This window comes from Streptomyces sp. NPDC030820, assembly GCF_055572075.1.
Genome location: NZ_JBVIEB010000015.1, coordinates 4,395 through 25,419, shown reverse-complemented (window position 1 = coordinate 25,419; position 21,025 = coordinate 4,395). Strand labels below are relative to the sequence as shown.

Sequence of the window (21,025 nt, the reverse complement as noted above, 5' to 3'; positions counted from 1 at the left end):
CAGGGATCGGACACAGCCCCGGCCCCCTACGGGGCGCTCAGCCCGCGCCCCCCGGCAACGGCAGCGTTGGGTAGCTGCCCGTGGCGGTCGGCGCGTGCTCCGGCAGCCACAGCACCGCCACCGCGCCCTCCGCCGGGAGGTCGGCAGGGGTGCCCGCGGCCCGTACGTTGCGGAAGGTGAGGCGGGCGCCCAGGACGCGGGCCTGGCCTGCCGCGATGGTCAGGCCCAGGCCGTGGCCCGTACCGGCGCGGTCCTTGCTGCCCGTGCGGAAGCGGCTCGGTCCTTCGGCGAGCAGTTCCTCGGGGAAGCCGGGACCGTGGTCGCGGACCCGGATGACCCGGCCCTCGACGGTCACCTCGATCGGCGGTCTGCCGTGCCGGGCGGCGTTGGCGAGGAGGTTGAACAGGACTCGCTCCAGGCGGCGCGGGTCGGTGGTGACCTCCGACTCGTGCACCACCCGTACCTCGATGTCCGGGTCCTTGGCGGCCACGCGCCGGGTGACAAACTCGCCGAGCATGATGTCCTGCAGTTCCGCCCGCTCCGAGGCGCCGTCCAGGCGGGCCACCTCCAGGACGTCCTCGACGAGCGTGCGCATCGCCTTCGCCCGGTCCAGGACCAGTTCCGTGGGGCGGCCGGGGGGCAGCAGTTCGGCGGCCGTGAGCAGGCCCGTCACGGGGGTGCGCAGCTCGTGCGCGATGTCGGCGGTGACCCGCCGTTCGGCCTCCAGACGCTGCTGCAGCGCGTCCGCCATGGCGTCCACCGCGCGCGCCAGATCGTCGGTCTCGTCCCGTACGACCCCGCCGATGGCCTCCCGCACCCGGACGTCGGTCTCGCCCCTGGCGACCTGGTTCGCGGCGGCGGCCGCCTTGCGCAGCCGCCCGGACAGCTGCCCGCCGATCAGCACGCCGAGCGCGCTGCCGCCGAACACGACGGCGATGGAGCCGATGACCAGGGCCTGGTCGAGGTCCTTCATCACATCGGTGGAGCGGTCCGGCATATGGGTGTGCAGGGACAGCACATGCCCGTCCTTGGCCGGCATGGCCGCCCAGATGTCCGGCACCCCGTCGTGGATGATGACGTCGCTGGCCTTCCTGCCCTGCTCCGCCTTCTCGCGCATCGACTGCGGCAGCTCGGGGTCGTCGACCTTGATGTTGGGGAAGTTCGGCCGCTGGCTCAGCTCGTAGTTGCGCTGTGCGTACTGGACGCGCTGGGTGGCAAGGTCGCGTGCGTTGTCCAGCATCGAGACCATGGCCGCGTTGTGCACGACCAGGCTGAGTGCGATCGCCACCAGGCCGGCCACCAGCGCGATCGCCGCGCTGAGCTTCCATCTGAGCCCGGTGTGCAGGCCGACGCGCTCCATGCGCCGGACCGGGTGCTGAAGGATCCCCCGCATGCCGCCCCGCTCAGGCCTTCAGCTTGTAGCCGAAGCCGCGGACCGTCTCGATCCGGTCCTGGCCGATCTTCTGGCGCAGCCGCTGCACATGCACGTCGACGACCCGGGTGTCCCCGCCCCAGCCGTAGTCCCAGACCCGCTCCAGCAGCTTGTCACGGGAGAGCACGGTCCCCGGCGCCGAGGAGAACTCCAGCAGCAGCCGCATCTCGGTCGGGGTGAGCGCGACCGGCTGCCCGGCCCGGCGCACCTCCATGCCCTCGGTGTCGATCTCCAGGTCCCCGAAGGTCAGCACGCCACCGGTCACGGTGTCCTCGGCCGCCTCCGTCCGGTCGCCACCGCCGGCGTGCCCGAAGCGGCGCAGCACCGCCCGGATCCGCGCGACCAGCACGGCGCCGTCGAACGGCTTGGTCACATAGTCGTCGGCGCCCGCCTCCAGGCCGAGGACGACGTCGATGGAGTCGGCGCGCGCCGACAGCATGATCACCGGCACGGTCGACTCGTCCCGGATACGACGGCACAGGCTGACCCCGTCCAGACCGGGGACCATCACGTCCAGCAGCGCGATGTCGGGGCGGTTCGCCCGGAACGCCTCCAGGCCCGACAGGCCGTCGGGCATGGCGGTGACCGCGAAGCCGTCCCGCTCGAGGGCGAGCTGGGTGGCCTCGCGGATGACGTCGTCGTCCTCGACGAACAGGACGTGGGTCTGGTCTGCCATCCCGGTGCTCTCAGTCCTCGTGTGTGCGTGTGTGGGGGGTCAGTTGTCCGTCGGAGCCGCCGCGTCGCCGCCGCTTCTGCTGTAGTAGGTGTCGTGCCGGTACCGCTCGGTGAACCGGCCCGCCTTCCACCTGTACGTGATCACGGTTTCCCGGGACGGGTTCGACACCTGGTCGTCCGTGTCGTACACCTGCTTGGTCACGGTCAGGTCGGTGCCGTCGATCTCCGAGACGACCGGCGAGTCCTCCGCCTTGAACACATTCTTGTACGTGCCCCCGACGTCCCGGTACACATAGGTGCCGATGCCCACCCAGTCACCGCAGCCCCACACGTTCACCAGGACGTCGTTGACGGACCCGCCGGTCAGGTCGCCGTAGGTGGCCTCGACCGGGTAGCCGTCGCCGCTGCACGGCTTCAGCTCCCGCTTCACCGCCGGGGAGACCGCCGGGTCCTTCTCGAGCAGGGAGACCGCATCCACTCGCCGGTAGCGGCTGGCCGGGCTCGGGCTGGGGCTGGGAGAGGCGACGGCTCCCGCGGCCGCCGACGCGTGTGCCGGGCCCTCGTCCCGGGTGCCGGTGCCCCCCGTGCCGCACGCGGCGACGAAAAGGGCGATGGCGGCGAGCGCGGCCCCCACCGCGATCACCGCCTGTGAACTGCCTCGGACCCCGTCGGGTCCGGCCCCGGTCAGGCCGCGCAACGCTCCCGCTCCTCACGCTCCAGCGCGCGTGCGTCCAGATCGCGGGCCTCCAGCTCCTCGCGGAGCCGGGCGAGCGCCCGGTGCAGCGTGCTCTTGACCGTACCGGCCGACATGCCGAGTGCCGCGGCCGTCTCCTCTGTGGACATCTGCTCCCAGTGTCGCAGTACTACAACACTGCGCTGCTTCGGTGCGAGCACTTTCATGACGTCCATCAGCAGGGCCCGGTCGGCGTGCTGCTCGGTGGAGTCGTCCACGGACGCGTCCGGCAGCTGCTCGGTCGGGACCTCCTCCAGCTTGCGCGCCCGCCACCACTCCGTACGGGTGTTGATCATGACCCGGCGCAGATAGGCGTCGGCGAGGCGCTTGTCGGCGATGCCCTCCCAGCGGCCGTACGTCCGCACCAGCGCCGTCTGCAGCAGGTCCTGGGCGTCGACCGGGTCCGGGACCAGTCGGCGTGCGCTGCGCAGCAGCGCGTCCTGCCTGGTGCGGACGTACTCCTCGAACTCGAGCACCTCGCCGTGCGCCATGATCAACCGCCTCCGTTCCCCGTTCACTTCGGCTCATGCCTGAAGTCCTGCGTTTCCGTGTCCGGTGGTCTGCCGGGCACGGAAAAGAAGTTAGGGAGTGGTTGTCACGGCGCTGTCCGAACCAGCCTGCGGCTAGCAATCGGCTATCCGTCAGTTGTGTAACAGCCGTAGGAGCGGGGTAAGGGAGGAAGCTGTTATGTCCCTTTATCGGGGCCTTTGTCGGCCGGATCGGTCCGTAACGGAGGTCCGCCGGCTGTGACTTGGCTGTCCGTCAGCTCAGCGGCAGCCGATACAGACCGCCCGGCAGCGGCTCCACCAGACCGTCCGCGACGAGCCCGTCGAGCGCGCGGGCGCGCTGCACCGGCTCGTGCCACACCCGGTCCAAAGCCGCCTGCGGCACCGGCGCATGCGCCTCCCGCAGCACCGCCAGCAGCTTGCCGCGCACCTGCCGGTCCGTACCGGCGTACGTCTGCCCGCGGCGCGGCGGCCCCTCGTGCTCCGGCTTCCCGGCCAGCCGCCAGGCGCACTGCGCGGCGATCGGGCAGCGCCCGCACCCCTCGTTCTTCGCCGTGCACACCAGCGCGCCCAGCTCCATCGAGGCGGCGGCCCAGCGCGCGGCCGTCCTCTCGTCCTCGGGCAGCAGCTCACGGGCGAGCCTGCGCTCGGCGGCCGTGGTCGCGTTCGGCGGGTACTGCACCCCCGTCACCGCCCGTGCGAGGACCCGGCGCACATTCGTGTCCAGCACCGCATGCCGCTGCCCGTAAGCGAACGAGGCCACGGCGGCGGCCGTGTACTCGCCGATACCGGGCAGCGCCAGCAGCTGCGCGTGATCCGTCGGTACGTCGCCGCCGTGCCGTTCCGTTATGGCGGCCGCGGCGCCGTGCAGCCTGAGCGCCCGGCGCGGGTAGCCGAGCCGGCCCCAGGCGCGCACCGCCTCGCCGGGCGCCTCCTTCGCGAGGTCGGCGGGGCGCGGCCAGCGGGACACCCACTCCTCGTAGACGGGCAGCACCCGGTTGACCGGGGTCTGCTGGAGCATGAACTCGCTGACCATCACACCCCACGGGCCCGCCTCCGGGCGGCGCCAGGGGAGGTCGCGGGCGTGGGCGTCGAACCAGGCGATCACGGGGGTGTGCAGCTTCTCAGTCATGGCCTTCCGATCCTGCCACGGCTCGGCGTGCAGGACGGGTGACGGCACGGTCACCGAGCGTGGCGAAGGCTGAAGGACCTTGGACGTTGCGACAGTTGCCGGAATGATGATCCGGAAAAGTTGGCGCTCGTGCGGCGGGTGGGGCAAGCATGCACGGCGATCTCTCGTACAGTTTGCGCCGTGGGATCTCTGCGCAATCCGGTCGGGCCGCTTCCCTCCTCCATCTACTGGCGAAGGAGGGTCGTACTGCTGTCGGTGTTCGCCCTGTTGGCGCTGCTGATCATGTGGATCGTCACGGCCGGCGGCGGGGGCGGCAAGAAGAACGCCGACGGGTCCAACGGCAAGAATCCCGCGCACACCATCACGCCGGGGCCGTCCTCGTCCGGGCCCGCGATCAGCCAACATCCGGGCGGGCGCGACGACTCGGGCGGCGGCTCCGGTGGGAGCGGTTCCGATTCGGGCGGCGCCAACGGTTCGGACACCGGCTCCGGCGGCTCCTCGGGGTCCGGTGACGGCTCAGCCGGTGGCTCGGGTTCGGGCTCCGGCGGCGGCAACGTCGCTACGGGCGACACGCTCCCGGCGTCCTCCACACTCCCCAACTGCACATCCTCCGCCGTGGCGTTGAGCCTGCGGAGCCTGCACAACTCCTACTCGCCGGACCAGACGCCGACCTTCGAACTCACCGCGAAGAACGCTTCGTCCGCCGACTGCAAGGTCGATCTCGGGCCGGAGAACGCGGTGTTGACCATCACGCCGGCGGACGGGAGCGACGCGTTCTGGTCGTCGGCGGACTGTCCCCGGGGTGCGGGGAGCCTGGTGTTCCGGGTGCCGGCGGGGCAGAGCATCACGTACACCGTGAAGTGGGACCGGAAGCCGAGCGCGCCCCGGTGTGCGACGCCCTCCGCGGGCTCGGCGAAGGCGGGCACGTATCTGCTGGAGGCGAAGGCACCCGGGTTCGGGAAGGTGCAGGCGTCCTTCGTGCTGTCGGCCGACTGAGCCGGGCCTCTGCGGGCTCTCCAAGACGGTCGGTAAAGGGGACGACCCCCGGCCTCGTCGAGGCCGGGGGTCGTCCCGAACTGTGGTTCAGCTCCAGCGCTGGACCGGGTAGCCCTCGTCGGCCGCGGTTCGAATCTCCCCGGTGGTCAACGCCTCGAGGACGCGCCCGGTGGCCTTGTCCTTCAGTCGCCAGCCGGAGGAGTCGTGGCTCTCGTACCACTTCTGGTAGTCGCCACCGTTGCAGTCGAGAAGGTACACGTCACCGTTTCGGTTGCTGTCCAGGCACTTCCCGGACATCTTGTGCTTCATGACGTAGCTGCCGTCGGACTGCTTGTACTCGGTCCACCACAGGGGCGGGCTCTGGGCGGGGTCTGCGTTGATCGTACGGACCCGGTAGTTGAGGTACGTCAGATACTTGCCGTTGTAGTTGTTCCTCCAGGTCACGGAGTTGCCGGCGGCGAACGCCTGTCCCGTGCCCGCAAGGGTCAGCGCCGGGGCGAGAACTGCTGCGGCGACGAACGTGCCCATGAGACGCTTCTTCATATGATTTCCCCCTAACAGTTCGAATTAGAAATCGAACATTTTGGTCGGGGTCACGCTACCCCGGCATGATCGCCGCAGGCAAGGTGATTTGGATCAACTGGGGGGAATTCGTACGGGAGTTGGGGCGCACGGCCCGAACTCAGACGTACCGCTCCAGAATGGACGACTCGGCCAGGCGTGACAGGCCCTCCCGTACGCTCCTCGCCCGGGCCTCGCCCACACCGTCCACGGTCTGCAGGTCGTCCACACTCGCGGCGAGCAGCTTCTGCAGGCCGCCGAAGTGCTCCACCAGCCGGTCGATGATCGCGCCCGGCAGCCGCGGAACCTTGGCCAGCAGCCGGAAGCCCCGCGGGGACACCGCGGAGTCGAGGGTCTCCGGCGAACCCGTGTAGCCCAGCGCCCGCGCCACCGTGCCGAGTTCGATCAGCTCGGCGTGGGTCAGCGCGTCCAGCTCGGAGAGGGCGTCCTCGACCGTGCGGGAGCGCTTGGCGGTCGGCTCGGGGACATAGTCCCGGACGACCAGCTCACGGTCGGGCTCGACCCCCGCGATCAACTCCTCCAGCTGGAGTGCGAGAAGACGACCGTCCGTGCCCAGTTCGACCACATACTCGGCGATTTCGGTGGCGATGCGCCGGACCATCTCCAGGCGCTGCGCGACGGCGGACACGTCCCGCACCGTCACCAGGTCCTCGATCTCCAGCGCCGAGAGGGTGCCGGCCACCTCGTCCAGCCGCAGCTTGTACCGCTCCAGCGTGGCCAGCGCCTGGTTCGCGCGGGAGAGGATCGCCGCCGAGTCCTCCAGGACGCGCCGCTGACCGTCGACGTAGAGGGCGATCAGGCGCATGGACTGGGAGACGGAGACCACGGGGAAGCCGACCTGCTTGCTGACCCGGTCCGCCGTACGGTGCCGGGTGCCCGTCTCCTCCGTGGGGATCGTCGGGTCCGGCACCAGCTGCACGCCCGCGCGCAGGATCTTCGACAGGTCCGAGGACAGCACGATGCCGCCGTCCAGCTTGCACAGCTCCCGCAGCCGGGTGGCGGTGAACTCCACGTCCAGGACGAACCCGCCCGTGCACATCGCCTCGACCGTCTTGTCGGAACCGAGGACGATGAGTCCGCCGGTGTTGCCGCGCAGCACGCGCTCGAGCCCGTCCCGCAGGGCCGTACCAGGAGCCACGGCGCTCAGCGAGGCGCGCATCAGGCCATCGGAACCGGCACTCCCACCGATCTTTCCGGGAGCTGCTGCCCGGTCGTTGGCTGCCACTGCACTCCTCCGGTCGCAGGTTCTGACGCGCCCCCGTGACCCGCACTCGGTTCGTACGGACGGGCGAGACCAGGGCAAAGTCTACCGGCGGTCCTCCGCCTCCCGTGGGGCCTCTCGGCGACGGGAGCGCGGCAGCACCCGAAGCGCGTCCCCCATGTCGGCGACTTCCAGGACCTTCATGCCGGGCGGCACCTTGCCCGGATCGGTCGGCACCAGCGCGTGCGTGAAGCCCAGCCGGTGCGCCTCGGTGAGCCTGCGCTGCACGCCCGTGACCCGTCTCACCTCGCCCGCGAGGCCCACCTCGCCGATCGCGACCAGGTTCTTCGGCAGCGGAGTGTCGCTGGCGGCGGAGGCGAGCGCGAGGGCGATGGCGAGGTCGGCGGCCGGCTCCGACAGCTTCACTCCGCCGACCGTCGCGGAGTAGATGTCCCGCTTGCCGAGCGCGCTGATCCGGCCGCGCTGCTCCAGGACGGCCAGCATCATCGACACGCGCGAGGTCTCCAGACCCGAGGTCGTACGCCGTGGGGAGGGGATCTGGGAGTCCACGGTCAGCGCCTGCACCTCGGCCACCAGCGGGCGGCGCCCCTCCAGGGTGACCGTCAGGCAGGTGCCGGGGACCGGTTCGTCACGACGGGTGAGGAAAAGTCCGCTTGGGTCGGCAAGTCCCGTAATGCCCTCGTCGTGCAGTTCGAAGCAGCCGACCTCGTCCGTGGCGCCGTAGCGGTTCTTCACGCCGCGCACCAGGCGCAGGCGCGCGTGCCGGTCACCCTCGAAGTGCAGGACGACGTCCACGAGGTGTTCCAGGAGGCGCGGTCCCGCGATCGCGCCGTCCTTCGTGACGTGGCCCACGAGGAGCGTGGACATCCCGCGCTCCTTGGAGGCGCGGATGAGCGCGCCCGCGACCTCCCTCACCTGGGCCATGCCACCGGGCGCGCCCTCGATCTCCGGGGAGGCGACTGTCTGCACCGAGTCCAGGATCAGCAGGGACGGCTTGACCTCGTCCAAGTGGCCGAGGACGGCGGACAGATCGGTCTCGGCGGCCAGATACAGCTCGTCATGGAGGGCGCCGATGCGGTCCGCGCGCAGCCGCACCTGGCTCGCCGACTCCTCGCCGGTCACATAGAGGGTGCGGTGCTCGGCACTCGCGGACTTGGCGGCCACGTCCAGCAGCAGCGTGGACTTGCCGACGCCGGGCTCGCCCGCGAGCAGCACGACCGCGCCGGGCACCAGGCCGCCACCCAGCACCCGGTCCAGCTCCGGTACGCCGGTGGTCCGCGCGGTGGCCTGCCGCCCGTCCACCTGACCGATGGGCAGCGCGGACGTCGTCACACGGCCCGGGGACGTCGTACGGACCGCGGGCGCGCCGTACTCCTCGATCGTGCCCCACGCCTGGCACTCGGGGCAGCGGCCGAGCCACTTGGCCGTCTGCCAGCCGCACTCGGTGCAGCGGTAGGACGGGCGGTCCTTGGTGGTCCTGGTACGGGCAGCCATGCGGAAACCGTAGCCCGCGGCACTGACAACGGATCCCCGGGGCGTGTGTGGGTGAACCGGTATCGGCCACCACCCGTCGGCTTCGAGCCATGGAACAAAGGGTTCCTGTCCCCTTATGAGGGATCGTTTCACCCGTATGAATTAAAAGTGCTCAAGCTTCGAGAAGGGGCAGTCCGGCGCCGCCTACGGTCGCACGGGTGATGAGCAGCAGTCCGGAGACCACCACCCGCACCACCGGCGCGCACCGGTCGCGCGGCGAGGCGCGTGAAGCACGAGGGGCACGCGAAGCTCGCGAGGCACCGGAAGGCCGCGATGCCTCAGAGGGTCGCGGTGCAGGAGAGGGTCGCGGTGCCCGAGAGGCCCGCGATGCGCGAGAGGGGCGCGACCGCGCCGCCGCGCGCACCCTCGCCCAGTGGCCGCCGCCGCGCTACGAACCGTACCTGGACGGGCTGTTCACCTACTGTCTGTCGGTGCTGTGCGACCACGACGCGGCCACCGCCGCCCTCGGCGACGTCCTCGCGCTGGCCGAGCGGCGCGCACACCGCGTGCCCGAGGCCGCCGACCACAGGGCCTGGCTGTACGCGCTGGCCCGCTGGGCGTGCCTGCGCAAGCTGGCCGAGGCCAAGCAGAAACGTCAGGCCACGCATGCGGCGGGCCGCCCGGCGACCCGGAGCCAGGTGCCCGAACCGCCCGTCGCCCCGGAGGTCCAGGAACAGCGGCGCCGCGAACTGGCCCTGCTGGCGTGGCCGGAGGCGGCCGGTACGACCCCCGAGCAGCGCGAGGCCCTGGAGCTGGCCGTCCGCCACGGCCTGGCCGCGCACGAGGTCGCCGCCGTCCTCGGCATGGAACCGGCGGCCGCGCGCGAGCTGCTCGCCTCCGCCGCCTGCGAGGTCGAGCGCACCCGCGCGGCCCTCGCCGTGGTCGAGACCGGCGGCTGTCCGAGCGTGGCCCACCTCACGGGGGACAGCGGGCTGGTCCTCAGCACGGCGCTGCGCCGCGAGCTGGTCCGGCACGTCGACGACTGCCCGCGCTGCCGCCGTACCGCCGAGCGCGCCGTGCCCGGCCACTGGCCCGGAGCCACGGTCACCCCCGCCGAACTGCCCGTCCTGGAGGCACCAAGGGCCGCCCTGCACATCGCCCTGGCGCACCATCCACGCGCGCGTGGAGCGGCGGCACCCCGCTTCGACCGGCGCGGCTTCCCCATGGACCCCAAGGACCGCGCGGCCCGCCGCGACCGGCTACGCGCGCGTGCGGTGACGACGACGGTCGTCGCCACGGTGCTGGCCGCGCCCGTTCTGGCCCTGTGGGCCGCCTACCGGGGCGCGCCGACGGGCGACGGGGAGGGCGGCGGCCCCTCCGCCACCGCGCGCGAGGCCCACGGCCCCGACGCCCTCGGCAGCGACTCGGCCGGCGGCTACGAGAACGCCGGGAACGCGAGCGTGAAGCCCGGCGTCCGCCTCGGCAAGGACGGCAAGGCGGACGTCTCCGTGGAGGTCCTCAGCGTGACCGGAGCGGGCACGAAGGGCGCCGGGCACCTCGCGGTCAGCGCCGCGAACGACGGCGACACCACCCTGATCACCCTCACCGCGTCCGGCTCCTCCCCGGTCCACTGGTCCGCGTCCACGACAGCGCCCTGGCTGTATCCGAGCCAGTCCACGGGAACCCTGAACGCCGGCGACACGTTGACGATCAAGGTGTACGTCGACCACCTCCGCGAGCCCTCCGGCCACTGGCGGGCACAGGTGGCGATCTCCCCGGCGGGCGCGGTGGTCACGATCGACGGCTACGGCACGGCCCCCACCCACGGCCCGACCCCTCCCCCCACAACAGCGGCCCCCACCACACCCCCGCCGACCACCCCACCCACAGACCCCCCTTCCACCCCGCCCCCGACCACCGAGCCCCCCACGTCACCGGACCCGACCCCACCGGATTCCCCGCCACCGACGTCGCCCCAGACACAGCCACCATCCGGCAGCGATGCACCGAGTCCGTCCGGGGGATAGCGCGGGCCGGCCGGGAGGGGAGCGGGCGGTGGCGAGCGCGAGGGTGGGATCGGCAGATCTGTTCCGGGGTTTGGCTGGGCCGTACCCGGGCCGGGCGAGACGTCGCAGGTCAGGCGGCGCTGTGCTGGGCGGAGGGGTGGGAGGGTGGAACGGATCCGCCCATCGGTGGAACGGATCCGCCCATCACGGCGGCGGAGGTTACGGGGCCGGGTCGGCGGGGTGGGGGGCGACCAGGGGCAGCTGGGACGCCAGACGCTGTTCGCAGAGCTCGGCCAGGCGGTCGTACCCGGCCTTGCCCATCAGCTCGGTCAGCTCGGCCCGGTAGGAGACGTAGACCGGCTCGCCCGCGCCGTGTGCGGAGGTCGCCGAGGTGCACCACCAGTGCAGGTCGTGGCCGCCCGGACCCCAGCCCCGGCGGTCGTACTCACCGATGGAGATCTGCAGGACCCGTGTGTCGTCGGGGCGGTCGATCCAGTCGTAGGTCCGCCGGATCGGCAGCTGCCAGCACACGTCCGGCTTGGTCTCCAGCGGCTCCCGGCCCTCCCGCAGTGCGAGGATGTGCAGCGAGCAGCCCGCGCCGCCCGCGAAGCCGGGCCGGTTCTGGAAGATGCAGGAGCCCTCGTAGGGGCGCGTCTGGCGGGAGCCCTCCTCGTCCTTGGACACCCAGCCGTTGCGCGTGCCCTCGTCGTGGTGCTGCCAGATCTCCGGCGTGAGCCGGGCCACATGCCCGGCGACCCGCTTCTCGTCGTCCTCGTCCGAGAAGTGCGCGCCCAGCGAGCAGCACCCGTCGTCCGCGCGGCCCGCCTGGATGCCCTGGCAGCCGCTGCCGAAGATGCAGTTCCAGCGAGAGGTCAGCCATGTCAGATCACAGCGGAAGACCTGCTCGTCGTCCGCAGGATCGGGAAACTCCACCCAGGCGCGCGCGAAGTCGAGCCCCTTCTCGTCGCTCATCTGCGGAGCCTGCTCGGCCTGCTTCGACTTCTTGGTCACGGACGACGCCTTCGCCTGCGCAGAATCCTTCGATCCCTTGGAGGATTTGTGGTCCTTCGCCTTTTTCGTCTTTGGCACCTGTCCAGGGTAAGTGGCCGAGGACCGCTCCGGGGACCGTCGGCGGGCGATCTGGCAGTAGCGTTCCGTATATGAGACTCGGTGTCCTGGACGTGGGTTCGAACACGGTGCATCTGCTGGTGGTGGACGCCCACCCCGGCGCGCGCCCGCTGCCCGCGCATTCGCACAAGGCCGAACTTCGGCTCGCCCAACTGCTCGACGACAGCGGTGCCATCGACGACGACGGCATCCACAAGCTGGTCGAAGTCGTACAGGACGCGCTCCAGGCCGCCGAGGACAAGGGCGTCGAGGACCTGCTGCCGTTCGCGACCTCCGCCGTGCGGGAGGCCACCAACGCCGACGAGGTCCTCGCGCGCGTGGAGGACGAGACGGGCGTACGGCTCCAGGTACTCACCGGTGCGGAGGAGGCCCGCCTCACCTTCCTCGCCGTCCGCCGCTGGTTCGGCTGGTCCGCCGGGAAGCTGCTGGTGCTGGACATCGGCGGCGGCTCCCTGGAGATCGCCTACGGCATAGACGAGGAGCCGGACGCCGCCGCCTCCCTGCCGCTCGGCGCCGGCCGGCTCACCGCGGGCTGGCTGCCCGGCGACCCGCCCGCCCCCGAGGCCGTGCGTGCCCTGCGCCGCCACGTCCGTACCGAGATCGCCCGCACGGTCGGCGAATTCAGCCGCTTCGGCGCCCCCGACCACGTGGTCGCCACGTCCAAGACCTTCAAGCAGCTCGCCCGCATCGCCGGCGCGGCCCGCAGCGCCGAGGGCCTCTACGTCCAGCGCGAACTCAAGCGAGAGTCCCTGGAGGCCTGGGTCCCGCGCCTGGCCGGCATGACGGTGGAGCAGCGCGCCGAGCTGCCCGGCGTCTCCGACGGCCGAGCCGGCCAGCTCCTGGCGGGCGCCCTGGTGGCGGAGGGCGCGATGGACCTGTTCGGGGTCGAGAACCTGGAGATCTGCCCGTGGGCTCTGCGGGAAGGCGTGATCCTCCGGCGCCTTGATCACATGGGGAGCGCTTAGCGCCCCGAAAGGGGCGCGGGCTGTATCGATGTGCGGCTCCGCCGCCTGGGCGTGAGAAGCGGCCACACACCCGCACTCGCGCAAATGGTGAAAGTCACAACGGCGAATGAGCACCCAACACCGGCACCACTCGACGCCGTAAGGTGACGGACGTGGCTGAACCAACGGACGTGCGTATCGCGCTGTCGACGGCCTCCGTGTATCCGGAGTCCACCGCGACCGCCTTCGAGATCGCCGCGCGCCTCGGCTACGACGGCGTCGAGGTCATGGTGTGGACCGACCCGGTCAGCCAGGACATCGAGGCGCTGCGCCGGCTGTCGGACTACCACGGCATTCCGATCCTGGCCGTCCACGCCCCCTGCCTGCTGATCACCCAGCGGGTCTGGTCGACGGACCCCTGGGTCAAGCTCCAGCGGGCCCGGGCGGCCGCCGAGAAACTGGGTGCCTCCACCGTCGTCGTACACCCGCCCTTCCGCTGGCAGCGGCAGTACGCGCGCGACTTCGTCGACGGGATCTGGCGGATGGCGGACGAGACGGACGTACGCTTCGCCGTCGAGAACATGTACCCATGGCGCTACCGCGACCGCGAGATGCTCGCCTACGCCCCCGACTGGGACGTCACCCAGCACGACTACCGGCACTTCACGATCGACCTCAGCCACACGGCGACGGCCCGTACGGACGCCCTGGAGATGGTCGGCCGCATGGGCGACCGCCTCGGCCATGTCCACCTCGCCGACGGCCGGGGCTCGGCCAAGGACGAGCACATGGTGCCGGGCCGCGGCACCCAGCCCTGCGCCGAGCTGCTGGAGCACCTGACCCTGTCCGGGTTCGACGGCCATGTCGTCATCGAGGTCAACACCCGGCGGGCGATGTCCAGCGCCGAGCGCGAGGCCGACCTCGCCGAGGCCCTGGCCTTCACCCGCAAGCACCTGGCGTCGGCGGTACGGGTGCCTCGGCGATGAACGACGACAAGCAGCCCACCCGCAGAAGAGGCAGGCCGCCGCGCACGGAATCCGCCGGCACCCGCGACCGCATCCTCTCCGCCGCTCGTGAGGAGTTCTCCGAGCGCGGCTACGAGAAGACGTCCGTGCGCGGGATCGCCAAGGCGGCCGGTGTCGACTCCGCGCTGGTCCACCACTACTTCGGCACCAAGGAGCAGGTCTTCGAGGCGGCGATCGCGGTCGCCTTCGCGCCGGCGCTGAACGCCCCCGAGGCGCTGGCCGCCGGTCCCGTGGAAGGGGTGGGGGAGCGGCTGACCCGTTTCGTCTTCGGTGTCTGGGAGAACCCCACGACCCGTGCGCCGCTCCTGGCGATCCTCCGGTCCGCCCTGAACAACGAGACCGCCGCCGCCGTCTTCCGCCGGCTCATCGCCTCCCAGCTGCTGCGCCGCGTCGCCGCCCAGGTGGACCTGCCGGACGCCGAACTGCGCGCCGAGCTGGCCGCCGCACAGCTGGTGGGTACGGCGATGATGCGGTACGTCGTCAAGCTGGAGCCGCTGGCCTCCGCCGACCTCGAGCAGATCATCGCGCGCGTGGCACCGGTCGTACAGCACCATCTGACCAGCACCTGAGCCGGCCGCCGGGGTCCGTACCGGCGAGATGGGCGTCCCGCATTCCGGACAGTCGCGTCCAGCGTTTGGAGCACCGGCGTACGCTCGGAGACAACCAGAACTGTCTGGCAGATCTTCGAAGGAGCGAGCGACGATGCCCGAGCTGAGGTCCCGCACAGTCACCCACGGCCGCAACATGGCGGGCGCCCGCGCCCTTATGCGCGCCTCCGGTGTACCCGGTGCGGACATCGGCCGGAAGCCGGTCATCGCCGTCGCGAACTCCTTCACCGAGTTCGTGCCGGGCCACACCCACCTCCAGCCGGTCGGCCGGATCGTCAGCGAGGCGATCAAGGAGGCGGGCGGCATCCCGCGCGAGTTCAACACGATCGCCGTGGACGACGGCATCGCCATGGGCCACGGCGGCATGCTCTACTCCCTCCCCTCCCGTGACCTGATCGCGGACTCGGTGGAGTACATGGTCGAGGCCCACTGCGCCGACGCCCTGGTCTGCATCTCCAACTGCGACAAGATCACCCCGGGCATGCTGCTGGCAGCCCTGCGCCTGAACATCCCGACGGTCTTCGTCTCCGGCGGCCCGATGGAGTCCGGCCGCGCCACCCTGGTCGACGGCACGGTCCGCACGCTCGACCTGGTCGACGCGATCTCCGACGCCGTCAACGACAAGATCTCCGACGAGGACATCCTCCGTATCGAGGAGAACGCCTGCCCGACCTGCGGCAGCTGTTCCGGCATGTTCACCGCCAACTCGATGAACTGCCTGACCGAGGCCATCGGCCTCTCGCTGCCCGGCAACGGCTCGGTCCTCGCCACCCACACCGCGCGCAAGCAGCTCTACGTCGACGCCGCCCGCACGGTCATGGACCTCACCCGCCGCTACTACGAGCAGGACGACGACACGGTCCTCCCGCTGAACATCGCCACCTTCCAGGCCTTCGAGAACGCCATGGCCCTGGACATCGCGATGGGCGGCTCCACCAACACAATCCTGCATCTGCTGGCCGCCGCCCAGGAAGCCGGCGTCCCCTTCGGCCTGGAGCAGATCGACGCCGTCTCCCGCCGGGTGCCGTGCCTGGCGAAGGTGGCGCCGAACGTGGCGAAGAACCGCACGTACTACATGGAGGACGTGCACCGCGCCGGCGGCATCCCGGCCCTGCTGGGCGAACTCCACCGGGCGGGCCTCCTCAACGAGGACGTCCACGCCGTCCACAGCCCGTCCCTGGCCGACTGGCTGAAGACCTGGGACGTCCGCGGCGGCAGCCCCTCCCCGGAGGCGGTGGAACTGTGGCACGCGGCACCGGGCTGCGTCCGCTCCGCCGAGGCCTTCTCCCAGTCCGAGCGCTGGGAGGCGCTGGACGAGGACGCGGAGGGCGGCTGCATCCGCTCCGTCGAGCACGCCTACTCCAAGGACGGCGGCCTCGCGGTCCTCAAGGGCAATCTGGCGGTCGACGGCTGCGTGGTGAAGACGGCCGGCGTGGACGAGTCGATCTGGACCTTCGAGGGCCCGGCGGTCGTCTGCGAGTCCCAGGAGGAGGCCGTCCAGCGCATCCTCACCCACGAGGTCAAGGACGGCGACGTCGTCGTCATCCGCTACGAGGGCCCCAGGGGCGGCCCCGGCATGCAGGAGATGCTCTACCCGACCTCGTATCTGAAGGGCCGCGGCCTGGGCAAGACCTGCGCCCTGATCACCGACGGCCGCTTCTCCGGCGGCACCTCGGGCCTGTCCATCGGCCACGCCTCCCCCGAGGCGGCCTCCGGCGGCACCATCGCCCTCGTCCAGGACGGCGACCGCATCCGCATCGACATCCCGAACCGCACCATCGAGCTCCTGGTCGACGAGGCCGAACTCGCCCGCCGCGAGGAGTCCCTGAACGGCGTCTACGCCCCGAAGAACCGCGACCGCAAGGTCTCCGCGGCACTGCGGGCCTACGCCGCGATGGCCACCAGCGCCGACAAGGGCGCGGTGCGGGACGTGACCAGGCTCGGCTGAGCAGCCACCCGACAGGGGCCGCCTCCCGCGCGGGGGCGGCCCCTTGGCGTGTCACCAGGCCTTCGGGTCGCGTTCTGTCACCAGGCCTTCGGGGCGCGTCCGTCCACGGCGAAGACGGTTCCGTCGGGGGAGGCGGCGTAGACGTGCGTGCCGATGAGCAGCGGGCTGGGCAGGGCGGCGGAGACCTCACCCGTGTTCGTACCGAGCCGCGGCGGTGTCTGTCCCACCAGGCTTCCGTCGCGTGCGTCGACAGCGAGCAGGCGCCCGTCGGGAGCGGTGAAGTAGACGTGGTCGGCGGCGGCGATCGGCACCGAACCGCGGCTCACGGACGTTTCGGTGTGCCACAGCCGCCTGCCCGTGCCGAGGTCGACCGCGTACAGCGACCCGCCGGTCGCCAGCAGATGCACGACATTGCCGCGTACGTCGGCGTGGGGTGCCGTGAGCGGGACGGACAGCGCAACGCGGCGCACGGCCTTCACGGCCGGTGTGTACCGGACGACAGCCTTCGCGTCCCCCGAGACGGGGTCGAGGGACAGCAGGAACAGGGAATGGCCCTGGCTGCCGACGGGCCGCAGCAGGCCCTTCAGCCGCGCTTCCCACCGCACCGCACCGGTGCGCGGGTCCAGGGCGGTGACCAGCGTGTCCGCCCCTTGCGGCGAGGCGCTCGTCGCATAGGCCAGTGGGTCGCCGTCGTAAGAGACCACAAGAGGGGCGGTGCTCCCGGACACCCGGCGATGCCACTTGGTCTCTCCCGATGCCCCGGCCACCCCGGTGACCGCCCCGTCCGCGCCGGTGACCAGGAGCATGGACCCGGTGAACCGTATCCCCGTGTTCGCGGGCATGGCACGTCGCCAACGCGGCCTGCCCGAGGCGGGATCGAGCGCCACGACTCGCCGGCCGCCGTCCGTGGGCAGCAACAGGAGGCCGCCCGAGAGGGCGGGAGCATCGCTCGTCCGTTCCGCGGCGACCGGCCGCCGCCACAGGAGGGAGCCGTTCGCGGGATCGAGGGCGAACGCCAGGCCGGAACGGAAACAGAGCAACCTCCCGGCCCCGTGGACACATTGAGGCATCCCCGAGCCCTTCCCGATGGGCTTGGCGCGCCATGCGGCGAATCCGGCAGCGGTGGTGGGGGCGCCGCTCTCCTTGGCCACGGGACCACCGTCGTCGCCGGCGCGCAGCAGCGCGGTGAGCACACCGCCCAGGGCAAGGGCAAGGACGAGCGCCCCGACACCGAGAGCCGCGTGCTTGCGGAAGCGCCGGCGGGAGCCGGGCACCGGTTCGGCGCCGGAGGGTTCGCGCGTCGGCGCGTCGTCCCCGGTGCGCTGCGCCGGTATGAACGCCTGCGTGTCGTAGGAGGCCGCCACCGACCGCAGCTCACGCATCAGCTCGTCGGGAGTGGGCCGGTCCTCGGGCTCCTTGGCGAGACACCGCAGCACCAGCGGGGCGAGGCTCTCCGGCACCCCGGTCAGATCCGGCTCGTCGTGCACCACCTGGTACGCGACGACATAGGGGCTGTCGGAGTCGAACGGCCCCCGCCCGGTCGCCGCGTGCACCATCACCGACCCGAGGGCGAAGATGTCCGCCGCAGGCCCCACTTCCCGGGGCCGGCGGAACTGCTCCGGTGCCATGAACGGCGGCGTGCCGATCAACTTGCCGGTCTCCGTGCGCAGTTCACTGTCCTTCGGCCGGGAGATACCGAAGTCGATGACCTTCGGCCCGTCCTCGGCCAGCAGCACATTGCTCGGCTTGAGATCCCGGTGCACGACCCCCACCCGATGGATGTCGCGCAACGCCTCGGCGAGACCGGCCATGAGCCGCCGCAACTGGGCCGCCGGCATCGGCCCGTTCCGCTTCACATACTCCGAGAGAGTCGGACCGGGAATGAACAGCGTGGCCATCCAGGGCCGTTCGGCCTCCGGGTCGGCATCGACGACAGGCGCGGTGAAGGCGCCGCTCACCCTCCGGGCCGCAGCCACCTCCTGCCGGAAACGGCCTCTGAACTCGCGGTCTTTCGCGAACTCGGCGTGTACGACCTTCACGGCGAGCCTCAGTCCAGAGGTACTGCGGGCCAGATGCACCACGCCCATGCCCCCGGACCCCAGACAGGACTCCAGGCGGTAGTGACCGGCGTACTCGGGAAGTTCCGCTTCCGCGCCCGCTCCGGTGCTGCGCTGTGGCGTCATGGACCACCCCCGTGCTGTTCGTCCGCGCGCGCGACGCACGGAGCCTAGTCGATGACTCGTGCGAGACAGAGGCGGCTTGCTAGCCTTCGCGCGCGAGTTACGCACACGCGTGTTTCGGAACGCGATTCGAGGGAAGCAACGGGCCCCAGCACAGTCGTGGGGCCGAGCGGGGGAGGTCTGTCATGTCTGTCGAGAACATGGAAGCCGCGAGCGGCGGCGAGAGCGAGTCTTTCACCAAGGAATCGGGCGTCCACACGTACCCGGTCGCCCCGGGTGTCCGCCTGAACGTCCGCAGCGGCCCCGGCACCAACTACAGCATCGTCCGGGTCCTCACCGAGGGGATCCGCGTACCGATCTTCTGCCAGACCCCGGGCACCACCGTGACGGGGCCCTACGGCACGTCGAACATCTGGGACAACATCGACAGCGGCGAGTACGTGTCCGACGCCTACGTCCTGACTGGCAGCGACGGCTACATCGCCCCGCGCTGCGCCTGACCCCCTCGGGAGCCCGCCCCCACCCGGCGCCATAATCGTTCCGTGAGCGACGAAACCGGCACCCCGGACACCCCGGCGGGCTCCTCGGACGGTACGGCCCAGGGCGGCGGGCCCCGCCCCGAGCCCCTCCGCTTCTTCGGCACCACCTGGGTGAACCACGACAACGGATACGCGGCCCGCCGCGCCGGCGTCGCCGTCGGCTCCCTCGCCGCCGCCGTCGCCTCCTGCCTGGTCCTCCGCTTCGCCTACGAGGGCATCCGGATCGCCGACACCGGCTCCTTCGTCACCGTGCTGATCACCGTCATGTTCGCGATCTGCAGCGCGCTCGCCTTCCGCAACACCTTTGAGGGCTTCGGCAAGCGCCACGACCCGCATCGCCAGGCCTCCCTGCGCGGCCTGCTCGCCATCGGCTTCGTCGGCTCCCTCCTCGCCTACTTCTTCCGCTCCCTCACCGAGGCCCCGGGCGAGAAGCTGCACCGTGAGGAGTACGAGAAGGCCCGCGAGGACCACGCCCGCCGCACCACCCGCCGCACCGGCAACCCGTCGAAGAAGAAGCGCCGCCGGTGACATGGGCCTCCGGCGGTCAGCAGGGGGGCTGATGTCGGGGTTCGCGGTGGGACAGATGAGGGGCGTCGGTGAGTCTGCTCCCTGTGGTTGCTTTCCAGGGTCGGAGGGGGCTGGCGACGGTGGCCCCAGGTGGGGAGATGAGGGGGGCGCCGATGACGGCCGCTCGCCATGGTCTCCGGGGCGCTGGCGCTAAGGGCTCGCGGTAGTCCCAAGGGGGCGCTGGCGGCAGGGGCTTGCGGGGGACGGCAGGATCGTCGCCGGTGACGCCCGCTCTCTGCGGTTGCTTCCGGCGGACGGAAGGGGGCCGGCGACGGTGGCTCGCGGTGGGCAGATGAAGGGCCATCGGTGACGCCTGCTCCCCGTAGTCGGACGGCCCCGAAAACCCGCTGACGTCACGTCCCCGCCGCCCTCACCATGGCCGTATGACCGTGACGCAACCGCCCCTACCGCCGCCCTCGCCCGCGACGCGTGCGCACTCCTTCAACTCGGCCGCCGCCCAGTACGCCGCGAACCGCCCCTCCTACCCGCCCGCCCTCTTCGATGCCATCGAGGAACTGGCCGGCCGGTCGCTGTCCGGTGCCAGGGTCGTGGACGTCGGGGCCGGTACCGGTATCGGGACCGCCCTCCTGCAGGCCCGCGGCGCCGACGTGCTCGCCGTCGAACCCGGTGAGGGCATGGCCGCCGAGTTCCGCCGCGTGCTGCCGCATCTCCCGATCGTCCGCGGCAACGGCAACGCCCTCCCCATCGCCGACGCCCACGCGGACTTCGTCACCTACGCCCAGGCCTGGCACTGGACCGACACCGCCCGCTCGGTGCCGGAGGCGCTGCGGGTGCTGCGGCCGGGCGGTGCGCTGGCGCTGTGGTGGAACGGCGACGCCCTGGACGTGGAGTGGATCGCCGAGGCAGCCCTCCGTGTCGGCCGCTTCCTCGGTGTGGACATCGCCGCCGAGAAGCGGAAAGGCAGCCGCACGGAACTGGCCGACCCCAGCGGCCGCCTCCGCTTCAGCCGCCGGGAGGTCCGCTGGAGCCGCCGCGTCACGATCGACACCCACCTCGCGAACATCGGCAGCCACTCGGCGTTCCTCCTCACGCCCGAGGACCGCAGGACCGCCTTCCTGGAAGAGGAGCGCGCCCATCTGCTGAAGGCCTTCCCGGACGGCATGGTGGAGGAGACCTACGACGTGCTGCTGCTCGTCGCCACCAAACCCTGACCAGCGAAGAAGCATCAGCGAAGAAGCATCAGCAGACGTCGCCCGGAGCGGGGGGCGGGGGCGTCCCCGCCACCCCCTCCCCCCGTGTTTCCCGGCCGCCCCCCCCCCCGCGGGCCACCCCCACACACCCCCCCTCTCCCGACGAACTACCCGTCTG

Annotated in this window: 19 protein-coding genes; 9 read left to right on the top strand and 10 right to left on the bottom strand. The window is 71.5% G+C overall.

Annotated elements, in window-relative coordinates; all coding sequences use genetic code 11:
* Positions 1 to 37: 37 nt before the first annotated feature.
* From cseC to ACZ418_RS33800, 5 genes are all read right to left on the bottom strand, one after another.
* On the bottom strand, positions 38 to 1,393 hold the full coding sequence (cseC, locus tag ACZ418_RS33820; RefSeq protein ID WP_468370800.1) for a two-component system sensor histidine kinase CseC: 1,356 nt from the start codon (positions 1,391 to 1,393) through the stop codon (positions 38 to 40).
* Positions 1,394 to 1,403: 10 nt separating this feature from the next.
* Positions 1,404 to 2,108, bottom strand: coding sequence for a two-component system response regulator CseB (gene cseB / locus ACZ418_RS33815; protein ID WP_468370798.1), 705 nt, complete (start codon positions 2,106 to 2,108; stop codon positions 1,404 to 1,406).
* Between the two features lie 39 nt (positions 2,109 to 2,147).
* Complete coding sequence (locus ACZ418_RS33810; protein ID WP_468370796.1) at positions 2,148 to 2,804, bottom strand: hypothetical protein; 657 nt, start codon at positions 2,802 to 2,804, stop codon at positions 2,148 to 2,150.
* Complete coding sequence (locus tag ACZ418_RS33805; protein ID WP_467278459.1) at positions 2,792 to 3,331, bottom strand: SigE family RNA polymerase sigma factor; 540 nt, start codon at positions 3,329 to 3,331, stop codon at positions 2,792 to 2,794. The genes ACZ418_RS33810 and ACZ418_RS33805 overlap by 13 nt, the downstream gene beginning before the upstream one ends.
* A 271-nt stretch (positions 3,332 to 3,602) precedes the next feature.
* Positions 3,603 to 4,478: an HhH-GPD family protein gene (locus ACZ418_RS33800; protein ID WP_468370794.1), complete on the bottom strand. Its 876-nt coding sequence runs from the start codon at positions 4,476 to 4,478 to the stop codon at positions 3,603 to 3,605.
* Between the two features lie 180 nt (positions 4,479 to 4,658).
* On the opposite strand from ACZ418_RS33800, the gene ACZ418_RS33795 reads away from it, so the two are divergent.
* Complete coding sequence (locus ACZ418_RS33795; RefSeq protein WP_468370792.1) at positions 4,659 to 5,474, top strand: hypothetical protein; 816 nt, start codon at positions 4,659 to 4,661, stop codon at positions 5,472 to 5,474.
* Between the two features lie 87 nt (positions 5,475 to 5,561).
* Here the strand turns inward: ACZ418_RS33795 and ACZ418_RS33790 are convergent, their stop codons facing one another.
* From ACZ418_RS33790 to radA, 3 genes are all read right to left on the bottom strand, one after another.
* On the bottom strand, positions 5,562 to 6,017 hold the full coding sequence (locus tag ACZ418_RS33790; RefSeq protein WP_468370790.1) for an RICIN domain-containing protein: 456 nt from the start codon (positions 6,015 to 6,017) through the stop codon (positions 5,562 to 5,564).
* Positions 6,018 to 6,156: 139 nt separating this feature from the next.
* A complete protein-coding gene (disA, locus tag ACZ418_RS33785) occupies positions 6,157 to 7,281 on the bottom strand; it encodes a DNA integrity scanning diadenylate cyclase DisA (protein WP_228624253.1) in 1,125 nt (374 codons plus the stop codon).
* 81 nt (positions 7,282 to 7,362) lie between these two features.
* Positions 7,363 to 8,772 (bottom strand): DNA repair protein RadA, encoded by a 1,410-nt coding sequence (radA, locus tag ACZ418_RS33780; RefSeq protein ID WP_468370787.1) that lies wholly within the window; start codon positions 8,770 to 8,772, stop codon positions 7,363 to 7,365.
* A 197-nt stretch (positions 8,773 to 8,969) separates the two neighbouring features.
* On the opposite strand from radA, the gene ACZ418_RS33775 reads away from it, so the two are divergent.
* The gene (locus ACZ418_RS33775; protein WP_468370785.1) at positions 8,970 to 10,778 is read left to right on the top strand and encodes a BACON domain-containing protein; all 1,809 of its coding nucleotides are present in this window, start codon (positions 8,970 to 8,972) and stop codon (positions 10,776 to 10,778) included.
* Positions 10,779 to 10,976: 198 nt separating this feature from the next.
* Here the strand turns inward: ACZ418_RS33775 and ACZ418_RS33770 are convergent, their stop codons facing one another.
* The gene (locus ACZ418_RS33770; protein ID WP_468371063.1) at positions 10,977 to 11,729 is read right to left on the bottom strand and encodes a DUF3109 family protein; all 753 of its coding nucleotides are present in this window, start codon (positions 11,727 to 11,729) and stop codon (positions 10,977 to 10,979) included.
* A gap of 188 nt (positions 11,730 to 11,917) precedes the next feature.
* On the opposite strand from ACZ418_RS33770, the gene ACZ418_RS33765 reads away from it, so the two are divergent.
* From ACZ418_RS33765 to ilvD, 4 genes are all read left to right on the top strand, one after another.
* A complete protein-coding gene (locus ACZ418_RS33765) occupies positions 11,918 to 12,850 on the top strand; it encodes a Ppx/GppA family phosphatase (protein ID WP_468370783.1) in 933 nt (310 codons plus the stop codon).
* A gap of 143 nt (positions 12,851 to 12,993) precedes the next feature.
* Complete coding sequence (locus ACZ418_RS33760) at positions 12,994 to 13,815, top strand: sugar phosphate isomerase/epimerase family protein (RefSeq protein ID WP_468370781.1); 822 nt, start codon at positions 12,994 to 12,996, stop codon at positions 13,813 to 13,815.
* A complete protein-coding gene (locus ACZ418_RS33755; protein ID WP_468370779.1) occupies positions 13,812 to 14,423 on the top strand; it encodes a TetR/AcrR family transcriptional regulator in 612 nt (203 codons plus the stop codon). Before ACZ418_RS33760 ends, ACZ418_RS33755 begins: the two co-directional genes overlap by 4 nt.
* 133 nt (positions 14,424 to 14,556) lie before the next feature.
* On the top strand, positions 14,557 to 16,410 hold the full coding sequence (gene ilvD / locus ACZ418_RS33750; protein ID WP_468370777.1) for a dihydroxy-acid dehydratase: 1,854 nt from the start codon (positions 14,557 to 14,559) through the stop codon (positions 16,408 to 16,410).
* Between the two features lie 77 nt (positions 16,411 to 16,487).
* Here ilvD and ACZ418_RS33745 read toward each other — a convergent pair whose 3' ends face one another.
* A complete protein-coding gene (locus ACZ418_RS33745; RefSeq protein WP_468370775.1) occupies positions 16,488 to 18,593 on the bottom strand; it encodes a serine/threonine-protein kinase in 2,106 nt (701 codons plus the stop codon).
* 197 nt (positions 18,594 to 18,790) lie between these two features.
* Here ACZ418_RS33745 and ACZ418_RS33740 point away from each other — a divergent pair, with 197 nt between their 5' ends.
* The 3 genes from ACZ418_RS33740 to ACZ418_RS33730 all read left to right on the top strand — a co-directional run bounded on the left by ACZ418_RS33740 (position 18,791) and on the right by ACZ418_RS33730 (position 20,868).
* Positions 18,791 to 19,090 (top strand): peptidase, encoded by a 300-nt coding sequence (locus ACZ418_RS33740; protein ID WP_468371062.1) that lies wholly within the window; start codon positions 18,791 to 18,793, stop codon positions 19,088 to 19,090.
* Positions 19,091 to 19,132: 42 nt separating this feature from the next.
* Complete coding sequence (locus ACZ418_RS33735) at positions 19,133 to 19,657, top strand: EamA/RhaT family transporter (RefSeq protein WP_468370773.1); 525 nt, start codon at positions 19,133 to 19,135, stop codon at positions 19,655 to 19,657.
* A 422-nt stretch (positions 19,658 to 20,079) separates the two neighbouring features.
* Complete coding sequence (locus tag ACZ418_RS33730; RefSeq protein WP_468370771.1) at positions 20,080 to 20,868, top strand: class I SAM-dependent methyltransferase; 789 nt, start codon at positions 20,080 to 20,082, stop codon at positions 20,866 to 20,868.
* Positions 20,869 to 21,025: the final 157 nt, after the last annotated feature.

Bases quoted from the DNA above. Each gene is read 5' to 3' on its own strand.
- cseB (WP_468370798.1), bottom strand. From the start codon at position 2,108: ATGGCAGACCAGACCCACGTCCTGTTCGTCGAGGACGACGACGTCATC.
- ACZ418_RS33740 (WP_468371062.1), top strand. From the start codon at position 18,791: ATGGAAGCCGCGAGCGGCGGCGAGAGCGAGTCTTTCACCAAGGAATCG.
- radA (WP_468370787.1), bottom strand. From the start codon at position 8,772: ATGGCTGCCCGTACCAGGACCACCAAGGACCGCCCGTCCTACCGCTGC.
- ACZ418_RS33730 (WP_468370771.1), top strand. From the start codon at position 20,080: ATGACCGTGACGCAACCGCCCCTACCGCCGCCCTCGCCCGCGACGCGT.
- ACZ418_RS33790 (WP_468370790.1), bottom strand. From the start codon at position 6,017: ATGAAGAAGCGTCTCATGGGCACGTTCGTCGCCGCAGCAGTTCTCGCC.
- ilvD (WP_468370777.1), top strand. From the start codon at position 14,557: ATGCCCGAGCTGAGGTCCCGCACAGTCACCCACGGCCGCAACATGGCG.
- ACZ418_RS33805 (WP_467278459.1), bottom strand. From the start codon at position 3,331: ATGGCGCACGGCGAGGTGCTCGAGTTCGAGGAGTACGTCCGCACCAGG.
- cseC (WP_468370800.1), bottom strand. From the start codon at position 1,393: ATGCGGGGGATCCTTCAGCACCCGGTCCGGCGCATGGAGCGCGTCGGC.
- ACZ418_RS33755 (WP_468370779.1), top strand. From the start codon at position 13,812: ATGAACGACGACAAGCAGCCCACCCGCAGAAGAGGCAGGCCGCCGCGC.
- ACZ418_RS33765 (WP_468370783.1), top strand. From the start codon at position 11,918: ATGAGACTCGGTGTCCTGGACGTGGGTTCGAACACGGTGCATCTGCTG.
- ACZ418_RS33745 (WP_468370775.1), bottom strand. From the start codon at position 18,593: ATGACGCCACAGCGCAGCACCGGAGCGGGCGCGGAAGCGGAACTTCCC.
- ACZ418_RS33800 (WP_468370794.1), bottom strand. From the start codon at position 4,478: ATGACTGAGAAGCTGCACACCCCCGTGATCGCCTGGTTCGACGCCCAC.
- ACZ418_RS33770 (WP_468371063.1), bottom strand. From the start codon at position 11,729: ATGAGCGACGAGAAGGGGCTCGACTTCGCGCGCGCCTGGGTGGAGTTT.